This is a genomic window from Paludibacterium yongneupense DSM 18731, from assembly GCF_000422925.1.
GTDB lineage: Bacteria > Pseudomonadota > Gammaproteobacteria > Burkholderiales > Chromobacteriaceae > Paludibacterium > Paludibacterium yongneupense.
The window spans coordinates 109,846-128,023 of sequence record NZ_KE383961.1 but is presented as its reverse complement, the minus strand read 5'-3'; the positions used below and the strand labels follow the sequence as shown (position 1 = coordinate 128,023).

Here is an 18,178-nt window from a genome sequence, read left to right as displayed (position 1 = left end):
GAGAATGCGGATCGCTTCGAGGATCCGCAAGGCGCCGATGCCATCGGCGTTGGCCGTGTATTCGGGCTCTTCGAACGAGACGGCGACGTGGCTCTGCGCGGCCAGGTTGTAGATCTCATCCGGCTGCACCAGCTGGATGATGCGGGTCAGGCTGCTGGAATCGGTCAGGTCGCCGTAGTGCAAGGTGAAGGTGCGCTTGGCGACATGCGGGTCCTGGTACAAATGATCGATGCGATCGGTATTGAACAAGGAACTGCGACGCTTGATGCCATGGACTTCATAGCCCTTGTCCAGCAGGAATTCGGCCAGATAGGAGCCGTCTTGACCGGTAACGCCAGTAATGAGTGCAACTTTGTTCATGGGATTCCTGATATTCAAAACGAGTTTAATCGTATCAAATCCGCGAAACACGGATAATTGCGTCCTTATATAGAGGTTCGAGACATGACATGGCAAATGCCGTTCGAATCATGGGCCACACCATGCCCGCCGAGGGGAGCCTGCCCCGATGTTCCTGTCGGCAGATAGGCGCTATGCGCTCGTTTGCCCTGTCCGTTGGCGGGGGGCGGGCGTTAGTTGTTGTGTATTATCGCAAATATTTGTATCGTGCACGTTGCGTAATGTTACGCTTCACTACGAGCAATGCATGGCTCTGTTTTCTTTCCATCCTCTCTGGCTGCTCGAGATTTTTGTGTGATTAAGGACAGCATCATGAAGATTGTGCATCTATAATGGTTAAGAGACGTCTAGGTAAGTAGTAGGCGATCAATATCGATTGATAAATTAATTTCTTACTATGCTTCCTATCCTGTTTTCGGCATTGCTGTTTTCTTTCGTCACAGCGGTACTTCTCATCCGTTTTAATCATGTTCATGCCAGATTTTCCTCGGACTATGATTTGGGTGGAGTGCAGAAATTCCATTGCTTGCCGGTTCCAAGAATTGGCGGTATTCCAATTTTCGTAGGCTTACTTGCTGGTGTTACTGTCCAGTATTTTAAAATGCATGATGGGTTCGGATGGTTGCTATTGCTATCAACCCTGCCTGCATTTGCGGGCGGGCTGGCAGAAGATCTGACTAAACGTGTAGGTCCCTTCCCTCGCCTGATGGCGACTTTTTTTGCTGCCATGGTCGGTTTTTTCGTGTTGGGTGCCCGGCTCACACATCTGGACATGATCTTTGCCGATGTGTTGTTAGCCTACTGGCCACTGTCTTTGCTGCTGACTGTCTTTGCGGTTGGTGGCGTTGCGAACGCCGTCAATATCATCGATGGGTATAACGGTTTGTCAGGCATGGTCAGCATTTTCATCTTTCTGGCCATCGCCTATGTGGCATTCAAGGTGGGGGATTCCTCGCTATTGGGACTGAGTTTTGCCATGGCGGGATCTCTTGCCGGCTTCCTTGCTTGGAATTATCCGCGCGGACTCATTTTTGCCGGCGATGGTGGTGCTTACTTGGTCGGTTTTGTCATTGCCGAACTATCTGTCCTTCTGGTCACCCGCAATCATCAAGTTTCCCCCTGGTTCCCACTGCTGCTGGTCATCTACCCCGTTTTCGAAACACTGTTTACCATCTACCGCCGTCGTTTTTTGCGTGGCGTGTCGCCGGGGTTGCCCGATGCGTTGCATCTGCATACCTTGATCTACCGGCGCCTCGTGCGCTGGATGATAGGCTCGGCTGTTTTGGAGCACCGTACGCGGCGCAACAGCCTGACTTCTCCCTACCTCTGGGTGCTGGCTTCGCTGTCGGTCATTCCCGCGACCTTGTTCTGGGACAAAACCGAAGTCTTGATGGCGTGCGTGGTCGCCTTCGTCCTCATCTACGTCCATCTCTATCGCATGATCATCCGGTTCAAGACGCCCCGATGGATGGTCGTCAAGCGCACCTGCCCAACGGCTCTGCGCAGGCCGTCTCCCCGCCTTCGCAAGTAACGGTACGGAGGGGAGGTTTCCTCGGTGCATGATGGTTTGCATGGTCTCAGTGGATAAGGTGTCCGAATCGGGTTCTGCCTTTTTCAACCGTCCCTGGCCGGGCCATCGGCCGAGCTGGTTGTCGCTGTTATTTTTTCCTACAAGATAATCGGAATTAATGGGAATAGTCTGGCAGTCCCTCTGATGGTGCCCCCTGAGTCAGTTCGGCATAGTTAGCGCATACATACCGGACGGTCGCTGTTTTACCCGTCCCGGTGTAAGTGAAGAGCCATGCCGGGTCAGGCGCCCGGCCGTGCGGCGCTGGCAGCGGCTGACAGGCTTTGTCTTGCCTCATAACGGAATGGCGGGAGCCCATCATGAAAAAAATCATTGTTATCGACGACCATCCGGTCATCGTCGTTGCCATCCGCGTCTGTCTGGAGAAAACGGGTGACCTCTCTGTGGTGGATGTGGCCGACAGCGGGCCGGAGGGGCTGGAAAAAGTGCGTACGCACCAGCCCGATCTGGTGATTCTCGATCTGTTTCTGCCCAAGACGGACGGGCTGGGGATGATCCGCCGCATCAAGGCCGTCAGCGACAAGATCAAGGTGTTGGTGCTGACCGGGCATGAGGAGGGCCTGTATGCGGCCAAATCGGCGCAGGAGGGGGCCAACGGCTTCGTCACCAAGTCGAAGGACATGGACGAAATCGTCAATACCACGCGCGCCATCCTGGCCGGCTACAATTGTTTTCCGTCCGAGGACACGCTGGTGGCGCAGGCGCGCAATCCTTACGGCAGCAAGGCCGGCGCCGAGCTGACTTCGCTGACGGTGCGCGAGCTTGCGATCATGCGTTATATCGCCAAGGGCTACAGCAACAAGGAAATCGCCACCATGTTCTTTATCAGTCAGAAAACGGTCAGTACCTACAAGGCGAGGGTGCTCGGCAAACTCAAGCTGAAGAACTCGATCGCCATCGCCGAGTATGCGCGCGAGATGGGTGTCATCTGAGCGCTTTCACGGGTATGGCTATCGATTTTTGTGGCTCGATAGAAAAAAATTCAGCCCCGTTCGCACTTGAAAGGCGGGTGTGCTGCCCATATCATTAGCACTCGTTAGGGCAGAGTGCCAAGGCATTCTGCCAATACGCTGATTTGATTGGGTTTTTACTTTCAACAGCCACTGTAATCAGGAGAGATCAATGGCAATTCGTCCTTTGCACGACCGTGTTGTTATCAAGCGCCTTGAAGCCGAAGAGAAAACCGCTTCGGGAATCGTTCTGCCGGGTGCTGCTGCCGAGAAGCCGGATATGGGCGAAGTGCTTGCCGTGGGCAACGGCAAGATTCTGGAAAACGGCGAGCGCCGCGCGCTCGAGCTGAAAGTCGGCGACAAGGTCATCTTCGGCAAGTACTCCGGCCAGACCGTCAAGGTCGATGGCGACGAAGTCCTCGTGCTGCGCGAGGAAGACGTAATGGGTATCGTGGAATAATTCCGCGCACTTGCTGACAGAAAAGATTACTGGAGATATTGAGAATGGCTGCTAAAGACGTACGTTTCGGTGATTCCGCTCGCGCCAAGATGGTTACCGGCGTCAACATCCTGGCCGACGCGGTCAAGGTTACTCTGGGCCCGAAAGGCCGCAACGTAGTACTGGATCGCTCTTTCGGCGCCCCGACCATCACCAAGGATGGCGTTTCCGTCGCCAAGGAAATCGAACTGAAGGACAAGTTCGAGAACATGGGCGCGCAAATGGTCAAGGAAGTCGCCTCCAAGACTTCCGACGTGGCCGGCGACGGCACCACGACGGCGACCGTGCTGGCGCAAGCCGTGGTTCAGGAAGGCATGAAGTATGTTGCTGCCGGCATGAACCCGATGGATCTGAAGCGCGGCATCGACAAGGCGGTCATCGCCCTCGTCGCCGAGCTGCAAAAGATCTCCAAGCCGTGTGACACCACCAAGGAAATCGCTCAGGTCGGTTCCATTTCCGCCAACTCCGATGCCAATATCGGCGACATCATCGCCGAAGCGATGGAAAAAGTCGGCAAGGAAGGCGTGATCACCGTCGAAGACGGCAAGTCCCTGCAAAACGAGCTGGACGTGGTTGAAGGCATGCAGTTCGATCGCGGCTACCTGTCCCCGTATTTCATCAATAACCCGGACAAGCAGATCGCTGCGCTGGACAATCCTTTCGTGCTGCTGTTCGACAAGAAAATCTCGAACATCCGCGACTTGCTGCCGGTCCTGGAACAGGTTGCCAAGTCCAGCCGTCCGCTGCTGATCATTGCCGAAGATGTCGAAGGCGAAGCGCTGGCGACTCTGGTCGTGAACAACATTCGCGGCATCCTGAAGACCGTTGCCGTCAAGGCTCCGGGCTTCGGCGACCGTCGCAAGGCCATGCTGCAGGATATCGCCACCCTGACCGGCGGCACCGTGATCGCCGAAGAAGTCGGCCTGACCCTGGAAAAAGTTACCCTCGACATGCTGGGCGTTGCCAAGCGTATCGAAGTGGCCAAGGAAAACACCACCATCATCGACGGCAACGGCGATGCGGCAGCGATCAAGGCACGCGTTGAAGAAATCCGTCGCCAGATCGAAGATTCCACTTCCGACTACGACCGCGAAAAACTGCAAGAGCGTGTGGCCAAGCTGGCCGGCGGCGTCGCCGTGATCAAGGTGGGTGCCGCGACCGAAGTCGAAATGAAGGAAAAGAAGGCCCGCGTAGAAGACGCGCTGCACGCAACCCGCGCCGCCGTTGAAGAAGGTGTCGTTGCTGGCGGTGGCGTTGCCCTGCTGCGCGCTCGCTCGACCCTGGAAGGCCTGAAGACCGACAACGTCGATCAGGACGCCGGCGTCAAGATCGTTCTGAAGGCTATCGAAGCTCCGCTGCGCCAGATCGTGGCCAACGCTGGCGACGAACCGTCCGTCGTTGTGAACAAGGTTCTGGAAGGCACCGGTAACTTCGGTTACAACGCCGCTACCGGCGAATACGGCAATATGCTCGAAATGGGCGTGCTGGATCCGGCCAAGGTCACCCGTTCGGCTCTGCAACACGCGGCATCCATCGCCGGTCTGATGCTGACCACCGACTGCATGGTCGCCGAGTTGCCGGAAGACAAGTCGGCCGCTCCGGCCGGCGGCATGGGCGGCATGGGCGGCATGGGCATGGACGGTATGATGTAATATCGGGATACCATGGCCAGACGATCGGGGTTCGCCCCGGAGTGTGGCTAGCCCGCAAAAAGGAGCCGCTTGCGGCTCCTTTTTTCATGGTGCGCCCGGCAGGGCGCATTGCGCGTAAGCGCAACTGGGCTGGCTATGGTGGCCGGCCCGGTGACTTGGAGGTGAAAGTCCTCTACTGACCCGGTAAGGGGAACAGTTAGCCGAACGGCAAGGGTGTCCACCGCGAGGCGGAATCTGAAGGAAGCCGAAGGCAAATCGCTGGCCTGACGAACAGGAAGCGGATACGAGGCGGCGTAACGGGATGAGACGGCCATTATCGTCAAAGTCCGATACTTGCACAGGAACGTTACGTCGTAGATCCGACGGGCATAAGCGGGAAGGTCGCGCGCATTACCGGGGATCTCTGCCGTTCTGCCTCTGTGCTACTGGCGTCGGGATGGGGCGGCAGAAGTCAGCCGAGGCCATAACAGGCAAGACGCCGACCCGGATTTGTGTTGGCCGCCTATCAGCGAATCATGTGCAACAAGGGCGCGGCGGGCGTGGAGGGTATGCCCGTCGAGGACTTGAAGCCTTGGTTGATGCTGCGCTGGCCAACACTGCGCGCGGCACTGCTGGACGGCAGTTACATCCCGTCGGCGATTCGCAAGCTAGAGATCCCCAAGCCAAACGGCGGGGTGAGGACCTTGGGAATCCCGACGGTGCTGGACAGGCTGATTCAGCAGGCGCTGCTACAGATCCTGCAACCGATTTTCGAGCCGGGATTCTCCGATTCGAGCTTCGGTTTCAGACCGGGCCGCAATGCCTGGCAGGCGGTGCAAACGGCGAAGCCGTACATCGTAGAGGGCCGCCGCTGGGTCGTCGATCTGGATCTGGCGCAATTTTTCGATCGTGTCAGTCACGACATTCTGATGTCGCGACTGACCCGGAGGATCGAAGATGAGCGGATATTGAAACTGATTACGACGATACTGCTGCTTACGCCCGTGCTGCGTGGCTGGGTGTCGTACTACCGTCTGACGGAAGTACGAGGCGTACTGGAGGATCTGGATGGGTGGATACGCCGCAAGCTGCGCGGCATTCTGTGGCGACAGTGGAAACGTCCGTTCACCCGTGCGCGCATGCTGCAAAGTAAGGGGCTGGCGGAGGAGCGGGCGTGGCGTTCGGCGACGAATCAACGCGGTCCATGGTGGAACGCGGGGGCGAGTCACATGAACGAGGCGTTCCCGAAACGCTGGTTTGATCTCTTGGGTCTGGTTTCGCTGCAGGATACCCTGCGTCGCTTCCAGCGTGTTCAGTGAACCGCCGTATACGGAACCGTACGTACGGTGGTGTAGGAGGACGGCGGGGGTAACCCCGCCTCCTACCTAATCATGCCCTTCGGGGTGCGAGAGGGAAGAGCGATGTTATTGACCGAATTGGTGGCCAGGCTCGACGCCTTGCTGGAGCCGTCCCGTTTTCGCGACTATGCGCCGAACGGCTTGCAGGTGGAGGGCCGGGCGGAGGTGAAACACATACTGGTCGGTGTGAGCGCCGCACAGTCCTTGCTCGATGCCGCTGTGGAGCAGGGGGCCGATGCGGTGCTGGTGCATCACGGTTATTTCTGGAAGAACGAAGATCCCTGTGTAACCGGCATCAAGAAGAAGCGCCTGCAGGCGCTGTTGGCCAACAATATCAGTTTGCTGGCCTATCATTTGCCGCTCGATGCGCATCCGCTGCTAGGCAATAATGCGCGCTTGGCCGCCGAGCTGGATCTGGCCGTCGACGGGCAGGGTGGGGAGCAGGGGCTGCTATGGCACGGCCGTCTCGCCGCGCCGATGACAGCCGCCGACTGGTCGGCGAGGGTTGGCGCGCGTTTGCGGCGCCCCCCCGTGCTGCTCGGACGTCCGGACAAGCGCATCGAGCGCGTGGCCTGGTGCAGCGGTGGGGCTCAAGCTTACTTTGCCGATGCGATCGCCCTGGGGGTCGATGCCTTTCTGACCGGCGAAGCGTCGGAGCAAAATCACCATATGGCGATAGAGTCGGACATTGCGTTTCTTGCTGCCGGGCACCATGCGACGGAACGCTATGGGATACAGGCTTTGGGGCAACTTCTGCGCGATGACTACGACATGACGGTTTGCTGGCAGGATAATGACAACCCGATTTAACTTGCTGTCGCCGGGGTGGTTTCAATTTATTTGCATATCCGCTTCAAGTTACGGTAGCTAATCGGTTAAACTCAAATAGTTTCATGCTCGGTTCCCATTGTTTGAGGATGACTGTAATGAGTGAACAACAAGTCGATACGGGGCGTCGCCGTTTTCTGACGGTTGCCACCAGCGCCGTAGGTGGGGTGGCAGCGGTCGGCATTGCTACTCCATTCGTGTTGAGTTTTTTCCCGTCCGAGCGGGCCAAGGCCGCCGGCGCTCCGGTGGAAGTCGAGTTCGGAAAGATGGAGCCGGGACAGAAAATTAATGTCGAATGGCGTGGCAAGCCGGTGTGGCTGCTCAACCGGACGCCTGAGCAGTTGAAAAACCTGACCTTGCAGGATGCCTTGCTGGCCGATCCGCGCTCGGAAGTGGAGCAGCAACCCGAGTACTGCCGCAACACTACCCGTTCCATCAAGCCCATGCTTCTGGTTGCAGTGGGTATCTGCACTCATCTGGGCTGTTCCCCGACCTATCGCCCTGATCTGGCTCCTGCCGATCTGGGCCCGGAGTGGAAGGGTGGCTTCTACTGCCCCTGTCATGGCTCCAAGTTCGACCTCGCGGCCCGCGTGTTCAAAGGCGTTCCCGCGCCGAAGAATCTGGAAATTCCGCCGCACAAGTATCTCTCGGACACACGCCTGCTGATTGGCGACGACAAATAAGCTGAGGGCGCAATGATGAGCAAAGGAAAAACCCTGTTGAACTGGATAGATGAGCGCTTCCCGCTCTCGTCCTCGATAAAAGAACATCTCACCGAGTATTACGCTCCGAAGAATTTCAACTTCTGGTATTTTTTCGGATCACTCGCCTTGCTGGTCCTGGTGATGCAGATCATCACCGGCATCTTTCTGACCATGAGTTACAAGCCTGATGCTTCGCTGGTTCCTGGAACCAGCGTATCGGTTGCGTTTGCTTCCGTCGAATACATCATGCGCGATGTCGGGGGTGGGTGGATCATCCGCTATATGCACTCCACCGGGGCGTCGATGTTTTTCGTGGTGGTCTACCTGCATATGTTCCGCGGTTTGATCTATGGCTCTTACAAACAGCCGCGCGAGTTGCTGTGGCTGTTCGGCATGCTGATTTTCCTGTGCCTGATGGCCGAGGCTTTCCTCGGTTATCTGCTGCCGTGGGGGCAGATGTCGTTCTGGGGGGCGCAGGTGATCGTCAATCTGTTCAGTTCGATTCCTGTCATCGGTCCCGATTTGTCCGTTTTCATCCGCGGCGATTTCGTGGTGTCCGATGCAACGTTGAACCGTTTCTTCGCCCTGCATGTCATTGCGGTGCCGCTGGTGCTGTTGGCGCTGGTTGTTGCCCACATTCTGGCGCTGCATGAAGTGGGCTCGAACAACCCCGACGGCATCGAAATCAAGAATAACAAGGATCCGGTCACGCACATCCCTCGCGACGGAATTCCTTTCCACCCCTATTACACGGTGAAGGATATCCTGGGCGTGGCTGTCTTCCTGATCGTCTTCTCGGCCATCGTGTTTTTCGCGCCGGACATGGGCGGCTATTTCCTGGAGGCGAATAACTTTATCCCGGCCGATCCGCTCAAGACGCCGCCGCATATTGCTCCAGTCTGGTATTTCACTCCTTTCTACGCCATTTTGCGCGCCGTGCCGTCCTTCCTGAATACCCAGGTGTGGGGCGTTCTGGCGATGGGAGCTGCGGTGGTGGTGCTGTTTCTGCTGCCCTGGCTTGATCGCTCGCCGATCAAATCGGTGCGCTATCGCGGTCCGGTGTTCAAGGTCATGTTGGCCTTGTTTGTCGTCGCCTTCATCGGTCTCGGTGTACTCGGTGCTTTGCCGACCACAAATGTCCGCACGGTCGTGGCGCAGATTTTGTCGGTGATTTATTTCGCCTTCTTCCTCGGGATGCCGATATATACCCGCTACGATAAGGGGTCGGTGCCGGTGCCGGTACCGGAGCGCGTGACGGAGAGTACGCTCAAGCGCAAAGTAACCTTTCTGGTGCTGGTTCTTGTTGTGATTGCCGGCGCGGTCGCGTTCGCGACGACTATTTGATCGATGGGATGACTGTCATGAAAAAGCCAATTCGTCATCTGCTCGCGATGCTTGCGTTGTTGTCGCCCTTGTCCGCCTTTGCGGCGGAGGGACCGGTGCTGGAAAAGGCGCCGATCGATATCCACGATACCGAGTCGCTGCAGCGCGGTGCACAGGTCTTCGTCAATTACTGCCTGTCCTGTCACTCGGCTACGTCGATGCGCTACAGCCGGTTGACCGACATCGGTCTGTCCGAAGAGCAGATCAAGGCCAGTCTCTTGCCGCCGGATGGCAAGATCGGCGATCTGATGCGGGTCTCGATGGATGCCAAGGATGCCAAGCTGTGGTTGGCCAACAACCCGCCCGATCTGTCGGTCGAGGCGCGTTCGCGCGGCGCGGACTGGATCTACGCCTATCTGCGCGGTTTCTATCGCGATCCGTCACGGCCGACAGGATGGAATAACGCCGTTTTCGACAAGGTTGCGATGCCGCATGTGCTATGGCAGTGGCAGGGCGATCAGGTGATCGACACCGCCAGGCCCGTCCACGCCGGAGAGCCTCCTGTCTTGAAGCTGGTCAAGGCGGGCACGCTCACGAGTCTGGAGAACGGGCGGGCGACGACGGTCGACTATGACCGCCGTATGGCGGACCTGACCAATTTCCTCGTCTACATGGGCGAGCCGGCGCAGGTCAAGCGTCAGCAGATCGGCTATGCCGTCCTGATGTTCCTCGGGCTGCTGCTGCTGCCGCTCGCCTATTTCCTGAAAAAGGAATACTGGCGCGACGTGCACTGAACGGGGGGCTCCCCACTTCGCAACGGGGGTGGGGAGCGGATTTCATGTTTGCTGGAATCTCTGAAATATTCTTTTGAATCAAATGCTTAGGCTGAAGTTCTGGCTTTGCTGGTCCCAAGAATGCTAAGATACGGGAAATCGTCAACTTTTCTTCGAGGATTCTCGTTCAGCCATGATGACCCTGTACTCTGGAATCACCTGTCCTTTCAGCCACCGTTGCCGTATTGTTCTTCACGAAAAGGGCATGGATTTCGAGATCATCGACGTCGACGTGCATAACAAGCCCGAAGACCTCGCGGTGATGAATCCGTACAACGAAGTGCCGGTGCTGGTCGAACGCGACCTGATCCTGCATGAATCCAATATCATCAACGAATACATCGACGAACGCTTTCCGCATCCTCAGCTGATGCCGGCCGATCCGGTGATGCGCGCGCGCGCCCGTCTGTTCCTGTTCCGCTTTGAAAACGAGCTGTTCAACCATGTCCGGACGATGGAGCAAGGTGCGACCGGCAAGGAAGCGACCCGTGCACGCGAGGCGATCCGTGATGGTCTGACCACCATTGCCCCGATTTTCGCCAAGCAGAAGTTCATGCTCGGCGATGACTTTTCGATGATCGATGTGGCGATTGCCCCGCTGATGTGGCGTCTTGAGCACTACAACATCGATCTGGGCAAGAGCTCGGCCCCGATCCTGAAGTATGCGGAACGTATTTTCCAGCGCCAGTCCTTCATCGACTCGCTGACGCCGTCCGAAAAGGCCATGCGCAAGTAAGGAAGTCTCCATGAGTACCAGCACCAAACCCTATCTCGTTCGCGCTCTGCATGAATGGTGCACTGACAACGGTCATACCCCGTATGCCGTGGTCTGGGTCAACGAACGGACCAATGTGCCGCGCGAGTACGTGCAGAACAACGAGATCGTACTCAATATCGGCTACGGCGCCACGCGCGACCTGAAAATCGATAACGACTGGCTGATGTTCTCCGCCCGTTTTGGTGGGGTCGCACAGGAGGTGTCGGTGCCCATGGGCAATATCATGTCCATTTTCGCCCGTGAAACCGGCGAGGGCATGGGCTTCGAAGTCGAGCTGGCGTCGTCGCCGACAGCGGTCCCCGATTCCGCTGCGCCTGCCGTGGCCGGTGAAACGCCGGCGGCGGCGACGGACGGCGATGACGACCGGCCGCGACCGAGCGGGCGTCCGTCCCTGCGCATCGTCAAGTAGCTTGGCGGCGATGAAACCGGCCTTGCCTGCCATGCAGTCAAGGCCGGTTTCCTGTTCCACACCCCGCAGCCGGAGGGCGCCGATTTTCGTCGGGCCCCTGCCCCGGGGGCTGGGGCCCGACGAAGGGACAGTTTGCTGTGGAAATAGGACTTAATACTCATGTGCGGGCAGCCCTTCGCTGTTAACATCATGGCTGTCATCTTCCATGGAAAGATTCGGTAATATGTCCATCCAGTCTATCCTGCCCGTCATTCTCGCCGGAGGTTCCGGCACCCGCTTGTGGCCTCTGTCCAGGGCGCTGTTTCCCAAGCAGTTCCTGCCGATGGCCGGTGAGAGGACGATGCTTCAGGAAACTCTATCCCGTCTGGACGGCATTCCTGATTGCGGTAATGCGATGGTCATCTGCAATGATGAGCATCGCTTCATCGTTGCCGAGCAGTTGCGCCAGCAGCAGGTTTCCTCGCCGACCATCGTGCTGGAACCCGTCGGTCGCAATACTGCGCCGGCCATCGCCGTGTCCGCCCTTCAGGCCGTCAGGAATGGCGAAGATCCATTGCTGCTGGTTCTGGCCGCCGATCATGTGATCAACGATCTCGACGCCTTTCATGCGGCCGTTGCCATTGCAAGCAAGGCCGCGCAGGCCGGCGCGCTGGTCACGTTCGGCATTACGCCGTCGGCTCCCGAGACCGGGTATGGCTATCTGCTTGCGCAGCAGGGCGAGCCCGGGCAGGCGTGGGTGCTCGAGCGCTTTGTCGAAAAGCCTGACCTGGAAACGGCGCGCGCTTACGTCGAGTCGGGCCTCTATTTCTGGAACAGCGGCATGTTCATGTTCCGCGCTTCCGTCTATCTTGACGAGTTGGCCCGCCATGCGCCGCAGATGCTGGATGCTTGCCGTCTGGCGCTGGAAGGGGCCAAGCCCGACCTCGATTTCGTCCGGCTGGAACCCACCGCCTTTGCGCAGTGTCCGGAAGACTCGGTGGACTATGCCGTGATGGAAAAGACCGACAAAGCCGTCGTCGTCAGTCTCGATGCCGGCTGGAATGATGTCGGCTCATGGTCGGCGCTGTGGGATGTCGCCGGCAAGGATGGCGACGGCAATGTGGCGCGTGGCGACATCATCTCGCTGGACAACCGCAACTGCTACTTGCATAGCGCGACCGGCCGGCTGGTTGCTGCAGTCGGGCTTGACGACCTGGTGGTCGTCGATACCGACGATGCGGTACTGGTTGCGCACAAGGACAAGGTTCAGCAGGTCAAGCAAGTGGTGGAAAGGCTCAAGCGCGATCATCGGCGCGAGGCCCTCCAGCACCGCGTCGTCTATCGGCCATGGGGCAGCTACGATTCGATCGACCAGGGTACGCGTTATCAGGTGAAATGCATCACGGTCAAGCCTGGGGCGAAGCTGTCGGTCCAGATGCACTACCATCGCGCCGAGCACTGGATCGTGGTTTCGGGAACGGCTCTGGTCAAGAACGGCGAGAGCGAGATTCTGCTGACTGAGAATCAGTCGGTCTATATCCCGGTCGGAACGGTGCATGCGCTCGAGAATCCGGGCAAGATCCCGCTGGAGCTGATCGAGGTGCAGTCGGGCGCCTATCTGGGCGAGGACGATATCGTACGGTTGGAAGATCGCTACGGACGCAGCTGAAAAGTCCGCCTGGGTCCGCTTTCCTCCGCTTTAGGGCCCGGGCCTCTCTGCCTGCGTTATGGCTTTCTGCATTCCAAAAAAAGGGCGCCCAAGGCGCCCCGAATTCCCTTACCACGATTCAAACCGGACGCGGGCCAGGCCCGCGCCCGATCGGAATTACTCTACGCGTTCGCCGTGCCGTGCCGTGCCGTGCCACGTCCAGGCCCTAGTGCCCAGGTCTGTCAGCTTGCGTTGACATGGCTTCCTGCATTCCAAAAAAAGGGCGCCCAAGGCGCCCCGAATTCCCTTACCACGATTCAAACCGGACGCGGGCGAGGCCCGCGCCCAATCGGAATTACTCTACGCGTTCGCCGTGCAGTGCCACATCCAGGCCTTCGCGTTCTTCGTCTTCGCTGACGCGCAGACCGATAACCACATCGACCAGCTTGAGGATGATGAAGGTGACCACGCCGCTGTAGACGATGGTGACGCCCACGCCCAGAGCCTGGGTCGCGAGGCTGCCATCGGCGCCGCCGATGCTCTTGACTGCGAACACGCCGGTCAGCAGGGCGCCGAGAATGCCGCCGATGCCATGTACGCCGAAGGCGTCGAGCGAGTCGTCATAGCCGAGCATATGCTTGAGGCTGGTGGCGCTCCAGAAGCAGACGACACCGGCAGCCAGACCGATGATCAGCGCGCCCTTGACGTCGACGAAGCCGGCGGCGGGGGTGATGGCGACCAGGCCGGCGACGGCGCCGGAGGCGATACCCAATACCGACGGCTTGCCCTTGCTCAGCCATTCGGCAAACATCCAGGCCAGGGCGGCGACGGCGGTGGCAATTTGCGTGGTGGCCATGGCCATCCCGGCACGACCGTCGGCGGCGCCGGCGGAACCCGCGTTGAAGCCGAACCAGCCAAACCACAGCATCGACGCGCCGACCAGGGTCAGAACGAGGTTATGCGGAGCCATGGCTTCCTTGTTGAAGCCGATACGCTTGCCGAGCACCAGGCAGCACACCAGGCCGGCCACACCGGCATTGATATGCACGACGGTACCGCCGGCGAAGTCGAGCACGCCCTTGTCGGCCATCCAGCCGCCTGGAGCCCACACCCAGTGTGCGATCGGCGCGTAGACCAGCAGCGACCACAGGGCCATGAAGACCAGCATGGCGGAGAATTTCATCCGGTCGGCGAATGCGCCCGTGATCAACGCCGGAGTGATGATGGCGAAGGTCAGCTGGAACATCATGAACACCGATTCAGGAATCGTGCCGGCAACCGGGTGTACGGTCAGTTTGTTGGCGTCCTTGATGTAAGTCATGCCGTTGAGGAAGGCGCGGCTCAGATCGCCGATAAAGGGAGTGCCCACGGTGAAGGACAGGCTGTAACCGACGACAACCCACAGTACGGTGACCAGTGCGGTGATGGCGAAGCTTTGCATCAGCGTGGCCAGGACGTTCTTTTTGCGGACCATGCCGCCGTAAAACAGCGCCAGACCGGGAATGGTCATGAACAGGACCAGGGCCGTGGAGGTCAGCATCCAGGCGGTGTCGCCGGAGTTTATGACTTTGGCGTCCATCAGGGCCGGTCCTGCCGGCGCGTCGGCCAGAGCCGGCAGGGCACACAGCAAACCCGCCAGTCCCAGCAGCGAAAGTGATTTTTTCGTCATTGTCGATTCCCCTAGCAATAATTCAAACAGCGTCCGTGCCGGTTTCGCCGGTGCGGATGCGGACGACTTGTTCCAGTTCGAAGACAAAAATCTTCCCGTCACCGATTTTTCCGGTGCGAGCGGTTTTTTCGATAGCCTCGACCACTTGGTCAAGCAAAGCCGTGTCGATCGCTATTTCGAGTTTGACCTTGGGCAGGAAGTCGACGACATATTCCGCACCACGGTAAAGTTCGGTATGGCCTTTTTGGCGACCAAAGCCTTTGACTTCGGTAACCGTGATCCCTTGGACCCCGATAGCCGACAAGGCTTCGCGCACTTCGTCAAGCTTGAACGGCTTGATAATCGCAGTGACCAGTTTCATGTGCATTCCTTTTCAGACGTGTCCACAAGGTAAATGTGCAATTGCCTGGTTGTGCTCTTGCAGAAAGCGTGCCAGCACGGTGGGATGGGCTAAATGAGGGCCTGGCGATGCTGGAAGCATGTAGACGCACCAATATGGAGCAAAAATGCGCGTCGCGCCGGCTCGATATTGGTGCGTTTACACCGTACGGCGGGGAGCTGCTAAACTGGTAAACGACATTCATGCATACCAATAGGAGGGCACTATGCTGAGTCAGAAATTGTTTGAAGAAATCAGCAACAAGATCAGCGAAACCATCGCCGCCAGTCCGGCGCGGGATATCGAAAAAAATGTGAAGGCCATGATGTCGGCGACATTTGCCCGCCTGGATCTGGTCACGCGCGAGGAGTTCGATGTACAGCAGGCTGTGCTGGCCCGCACCCGCGACAAGCTGACCGAGCTCGAGCAGCGGCTGGCCAAGCTGGAGGCGGCAGAGTCGCCGGATGCTGCACAGGCCCAACTCGACGACCAGGCTGGCCAGGGGCACTCCTGAGCGCGTGCCCGCCCGCGACGGCAGGCTGAACCGCGCTGGCGGGTGCGAGCCGTCCGGTTTTGTTACACTTTTCTCCTGAAGCGCCGCGCGATCAGCGGCCAGGGAGAGTGCGATGAGGGTCATGAACCCGTTCGCGGCAGTCGAAGGCAGCCGGCCGTGAGATTGGCCACGGTGCACAGCCGGGCCCTGTCCGGCGGCAGCGCGCCGGAGGTGGCGGTCGAGGCACATCTGGCCAACGGTTTGCCCAGCTTCAATATCGTGGGTCTGCCCGATGCCGGCGTCAGGGAGAGTCGCGATCGAGTGCGCTCCGCCATTCTCAGTTCCGGTTTCGAGTTCCCTCTCGGGCGTCTGGTTGTCAATCTGGCGCCCGCCGATCTACCCAAAGAGTCCGGTCGTTTCGATCTGCCTATCGCGTTGGGTATTTTGGCCGCTTCCGGACAGTTACCGGCCAAGGCGCTGGAAGGCTACGAGTTTGCCGGCGAACTCGCGCTCGGCGGCGGGCTGCGGCCGGTGCGCGGTGCCGTGGCCATGGTCTGGGAAGCGCGTTGCGGCGGTCGCATTTTTGTCCTGCCTGCCGCCAGTGCGGGCGAAGCCGCCGTGATCGAGGGAATCGCTTTGCTGGCCGCCGATAATCTCGGTGCGGTGTGCGCCCACCTTGCCGGTCGTGCGCACTTGCCTGCGCCGCTTTCTCCAGCGGTGCTGCCCGCGGCCAGGGTTTTCGACCTGGCCGATGTCAAAGGCCAGGCGCTGGCGCGGCTGGCGCTCGAAGTCGTCGCCGCGGGCGGACACAGCCTGCTGCTGGTCGGCCCGCCCGGGGCTGGCAAGTCGATGCTCGCGCAGCGCCTGCCGGGCCTGCTGCCGCTGCTGGACGATGTTGAGGCGCAGGCAAGCGCTGCCCTGCTGTCGCTTTCCGTCGCCGGCTTCTCTCCGGGCGAGTGGCGGCGCAGACCTTTCCGTTCGCCGCATCATTCCGCTTCCGCCGCTGCCATGGTCGGCGGCGGCAGCGTGCTGCAACCTGGCGAGATCAGCCTCGCGCATCAGGGGATTCTCTTTCTCGACGAGTTGCCCGAGTTCGATCGCAGGGTACTGGAAGCCTTGCGCGAGCCGCTGGAGTGTGGCGAGATTCATATCGCGCGCGCCGGGCAACGCGCTGTTTTCCCCGCGCGCTTCCAACTGGTGGCGGCGATGAATCCCTGCCCCTGCGGTTTTCGAGGTCAGGCAGCCGGCCGCTGCCGCTGCTCGCCCGAGCAGTTGGCCCGTTACCGCGGACGACTGTCCGGCCCGCTGCTTGACCGTATCGACGTGCAGATCGAGGTGCCGGCGTTGACGGCACAGGAACTGGCTTCGGTCGAGGCCGGCGAGAACAGCGCGGCCGTTGCCGCCCGTGTCCTTGCCGCCCGAAAGCTGCAGTTCGCCCGCCAGGGCAAGATCAACGCCTTTCTCAGCGGGGCCGAACTGGAGCGCGACGGTCGCATCGATGCCGACGCCAGCCATCTGCTGCTGGATCTTTTCGAGCGCCTTGGCCTGTCGGCGCGTTCTTTCCACCGTGTGTTGCGGGTTGCACGCACGCTGGCCGATTTACAGGCCGCCACACGCGTCGAACGCGCGCATGTCATGCAGGCGGTGCAACTGCGTCGTGCGCTGTAGTCCGGGCGAGTTCGGCCCGGACCTGCCCGACAAAGTCGCGTGTCAGCGCACTCTGTTGCCAGCGTCGGTAAACCATCCAGATGGCCGATTGCGCGAGCGGATTGGCGATGGTGCGGTAAGTCACGGTCGCCACCTGGATGCGTTGCTGCAGTGCCGGCATGATGGCGATGCCGAAGCCCGCCGCAACGAGCGCGATTTGAGTCGATGTTTCGCCTGCCTCCTGCACGATGCGCGGCGTGAAGCCTGCATCGTGGCATAGTTCGTGAATCTGCCGTTCCAGCGTACTGCCGACGCCGCGGGGAAAGGCGACGAAGCCGTCCTCGGCGAAGGCTTCCAGTCGTACCGGCTGCTCGGGGGCGCCCTGGGCGGCGGGGTGGCTGACGTGCATGGCGATCACCAGGGGTTCGCGCAGCAGTTCGATGGCTTCCAGGTCGTCAGGAAGGGCGATCGGGCGCAGCATGCCGATGTCGAGCCGGCGTTCGAGCAGGGCTTCTATCTGCTGCTGCGAGGCAATTTCGTGCAGGCTCAATTGTACCGTGGGGTGCGACTGGCGGAAGGCGTGGATGGAATGCCCGAAGACCTCCGCGAAAGGAGCCGAAACGGTGATCCCGAGCCGGAGCAAGCCACTCTGCCCGCGGTGGACGTGCCGGGCATGGGAGACGGCCTGGTCCAGTTGCGGCAGGATCTGGGCGATATCGGCGCGAAAGGCGCTGCCGGCTTCCGTCATCTCCACCCGTCGATTGCTGCGGTGAAAGAGCTTGATGCCGAGTTCCTCTTCCAGCGCGCGAATCTGCTGGCTCAGCGGGGGTTGCGTCATACCCAGCCTCTCAGCCGCACGTCCGAAGTGCAGCTCTCTGGCGACGCTCATGAAATAGCGTAACTGACGTAATTCCATATCCGGTCCGTGGTTTGGCCCTTGCGTGTAAACAGGTCGAAAAACATATCAATTGAGACAATTGATATTATAGACTCGACAAGTGGCGCTGACTAAAATGGAGGCAATAGAAGATTTCTCTAACTTATCTTTCCAGTGTGTGAAGCG

18 protein-coding genes are annotated in these 18,178 nt (G+C 59.4%); 14 read left to right on the top strand and 4 right to left on the bottom strand.

The features are described from left to right. Positions 1–360, bottom strand: a 360-nt coding sequence (locus tag G520_RS0119970; RefSeq protein WP_028537198.1) for a GDP-mannose 4,6-dehydratase, incomplete at its 3' end; no start/stop codon positions are given. A gap of 436 nt (positions 361–796) precedes the next feature. Here G520_RS0119970 and G520_RS23615 point away from each other — a divergent pair. The 12 genes from G520_RS23615 (at position 797) to G520_RS0119910 (ending at position 12,948) form a co-directional block, all read left to right on the top strand. Beyond that, positions 797–1,930, top strand: a complete 1,134-nt coding sequence (locus G520_RS23615) for an MraY family glycosyltransferase (RefSeq protein ID WP_051229546.1) — start codon at positions 797–799, stop codon at positions 1,928–1,930. A gap of 356 nt (positions 1,931–2,286) precedes the next feature. Next, positions 2,287–2,919 (top strand): response regulator transcription factor, encoded by a 633-nt coding sequence (locus tag G520_RS0119960; RefSeq protein WP_028537197.1) that lies wholly within the window; start codon positions 2,287–2,289, stop codon positions 2,917–2,919. Between the two features lie 190 nt (positions 2,920–3,109). Continuing rightward, positions 3,110–3,397 (top strand): co-chaperone GroES, encoded by a 288-nt coding sequence (gene groES / locus G520_RS0119955; protein WP_028537196.1) that lies wholly within the window; start codon positions 3,110–3,112, stop codon positions 3,395–3,397. Positions 3,398–3,441: 44 nt separating this feature from the next. Then, a complete protein-coding gene (gene groL / locus G520_RS0119950; RefSeq protein WP_028537195.1) occupies positions 3,442–5,088 on the top strand; it encodes a chaperonin GroEL in 1,647 nt (548 codons plus the stop codon). 494 nt (positions 5,089–5,582) lie between these two features. Further along, entirely contained in the window at positions 5,583–6,386 is an 804-nt protein-coding gene (locus tag G520_RS23610) for a reverse transcriptase domain-containing protein (RefSeq protein WP_051229545.1), read from the top strand. Positions 6,387–6,488: 102 nt separating this feature from the next. Beyond that, a complete protein-coding gene (locus G520_RS0119940; RefSeq protein ID WP_028537194.1) occupies positions 6,489–7,235 on the top strand; it encodes a Nif3-like dinuclear metal center hexameric protein in 747 nt (248 codons plus the stop codon). A gap of 116 nt (positions 7,236–7,351) precedes the next feature. Next, positions 7,352–7,936 (top strand): ubiquinol-cytochrome c reductase iron-sulfur subunit, encoded by a 585-nt coding sequence (gene petA, locus G520_RS0119935; protein WP_028537193.1) that lies wholly within the window; start codon positions 7,352–7,354, stop codon positions 7,934–7,936. Between the two features lie 15 nt (positions 7,937–7,951). Beyond that, entirely contained in the window at positions 7,952–9,301 is a 1,350-nt protein-coding gene (locus tag G520_RS0119930; RefSeq protein WP_028537192.1) for a cytochrome b, read from the top strand. Between the two features lie 17 nt (positions 9,302–9,318). Next, entirely contained in the window at positions 9,319–10,074 is a 756-nt protein-coding gene (locus G520_RS0119925; protein ID WP_028537191.1) for a cytochrome c1, read from the top strand. 172 nt (positions 10,075–10,246) lie between these two features. After that, complete coding sequence (locus G520_RS0119920; RefSeq protein ID WP_028537190.1) at positions 10,247–10,849, top strand: glutathione S-transferase N-terminal domain-containing protein; 603 nt, start codon at positions 10,247–10,249, stop codon at positions 10,847–10,849. A gap of 10 nt (positions 10,850–10,859) precedes the next feature. Then, a complete protein-coding gene (locus tag G520_RS0119915) occupies positions 10,860–11,300 on the top strand; it encodes a ClpXP protease specificity-enhancing factor (protein WP_028537189.1) in 441 nt (146 codons plus the stop codon). 205 nt (positions 11,301–11,505) lie between these two features. Further along, a complete protein-coding gene (locus G520_RS0119910) occupies positions 11,506–12,948 on the top strand; it encodes a mannose-1-phosphate guanylyltransferase/mannose-6-phosphate isomerase (RefSeq protein ID WP_282705165.1) in 1,443 nt (480 codons plus the stop codon). A 334-nt stretch (positions 12,949–13,282) separates the two neighbouring features. Here the strand turns inward: G520_RS0119910 and G520_RS0119905 are convergent, their stop codons facing one another. Further along, positions 13,283–14,596 carry an ammonium transporter gene (locus tag G520_RS0119905; protein WP_028537187.1) on the bottom strand — a complete coding sequence of 438 codons (1,314 nt, stop codon included), beginning with the start codon at positions 14,594–14,596 and terminating at the stop codon, positions 13,283–13,285. 22 nt (positions 14,597–14,618) lie between these two features. Further along, the gene (glnK, locus tag G520_RS0119900; protein WP_028537186.1) at positions 14,619–14,957 is read right to left on the bottom strand and encodes a P-II family nitrogen regulator; all 339 of its coding nucleotides are present in this window, start codon (positions 14,955–14,957) and stop codon (positions 14,619–14,621) included. A gap of 244 nt (positions 14,958–15,201) precedes the next feature. Between glnK and G520_RS0119895 the strand changes: the two genes are divergently transcribed. Both G520_RS0119895 and G520_RS0119890 read left to right on the top strand, forming a co-directional pair. Beyond that, complete coding sequence (locus G520_RS0119895; RefSeq protein WP_028537185.1) at positions 15,202–15,489, top strand: accessory factor UbiK family protein; 288 nt, start codon at positions 15,202–15,204, stop codon at positions 15,487–15,489. A 156-nt stretch (positions 15,490–15,645) separates the two neighbouring features. Beyond that, on the top strand, positions 15,646–17,136 hold the full coding sequence (locus G520_RS0119890; RefSeq protein WP_028537184.1) for a YifB family Mg chelatase-like AAA ATPase: 1,491 nt from the start codon (positions 15,646–15,648) through the stop codon (positions 17,134–17,136). Here the strand turns inward: G520_RS0119890 and G520_RS23605 are convergent. Then, a complete protein-coding gene (locus G520_RS23605; RefSeq protein ID WP_051229544.1) occupies positions 17,102–18,031 on the bottom strand; it encodes a LysR family transcriptional regulator in 930 nt (309 codons plus the stop codon). The genes G520_RS0119890 and G520_RS23605 overlap by 35 nt on opposite strands. Positions 18,032–18,178 lie beyond the last annotated feature (147 nt).

Excerpts from the sequence above, each read along its gene's own strand:
- G520_RS0119920 (WP_028537190.1), top strand. The coding sequence starts at position 10,247 with ATGATGACCCTGTACTCTGGAATCACCTGTCCTTTCAGCCACCGTTGC.
- G520_RS0119960 (WP_028537197.1), top strand. The coding sequence starts at position 2,287 with ATGAAAAAAATCATTGTTATCGACGACCATCCGGTCATCGTCGTTGCC.
- G520_RS23615 (WP_051229546.1), top strand. The coding sequence starts at position 797 with ATGCTTCCTATCCTGTTTTCGGCATTGCTGTTTTCTTTCGTCACAGCG.
- glnK (WP_028537186.1), bottom strand. The coding sequence starts at position 14,957 with ATGAAACTGGTCACTGCGATTATCAAGCCGTTCAAGCTTGACGAAGTG.
- G520_RS0119910 (WP_282705165.1), top strand. The coding sequence starts at position 11,506 with ATGGAAAGATTCGGTAATATGTCCATCCAGTCTATCCTGCCCGTCATT.
- G520_RS0119940 (WP_028537194.1), top strand. The coding sequence starts at position 6,489 with ATGTTATTGACCGAATTGGTGGCCAGGCTCGACGCCTTGCTGGAGCCG.
- G520_RS0119925 (WP_028537191.1), top strand. The coding sequence starts at position 9,319 with ATGAAAAAGCCAATTCGTCATCTGCTCGCGATGCTTGCGTTGTTGTCG.
- G520_RS0119915 (WP_028537189.1), top strand. The coding sequence starts at position 10,860 with ATGAGTACCAGCACCAAACCCTATCTCGTTCGCGCTCTGCATGAATGG.
- G520_RS0119905 (WP_028537187.1), bottom strand. The coding sequence starts at position 14,596 with ATGACGAAAAAATCACTTTCGCTGCTGGGACTGGCGGGTTTGCTGTGT.
- groES (WP_028537196.1), top strand. The coding sequence starts at position 3,110 with ATGGCAATTCGTCCTTTGCACGACCGTGTTGTTATCAAGCGCCTTGAA.
- G520_RS0119930 (WP_028537192.1), top strand. The coding sequence starts at position 7,952 with ATGAGCAAAGGAAAAACCCTGTTGAACTGGATAGATGAGCGCTTCCCG.
- groL (WP_028537195.1), top strand. The coding sequence starts at position 3,442 with ATGGCTGCTAAAGACGTACGTTTCGGTGATTCCGCTCGCGCCAAGATG.
- G520_RS0119895 (WP_028537185.1), top strand. The coding sequence starts at position 15,202 with ATGCTGAGTCAGAAATTGTTTGAAGAAATCAGCAACAAGATCAGCGAA.
- G520_RS23605 (WP_051229544.1), bottom strand. The coding sequence starts at position 18,031 with ATGGAATTACGTCAGTTACGCTATTTCATGAGCGTCGCCAGAGAGCTG.
- petA (WP_028537193.1), top strand. The coding sequence starts at position 7,352 with ATGAGTGAACAACAAGTCGATACGGGGCGTCGCCGTTTTCTGACGGTT.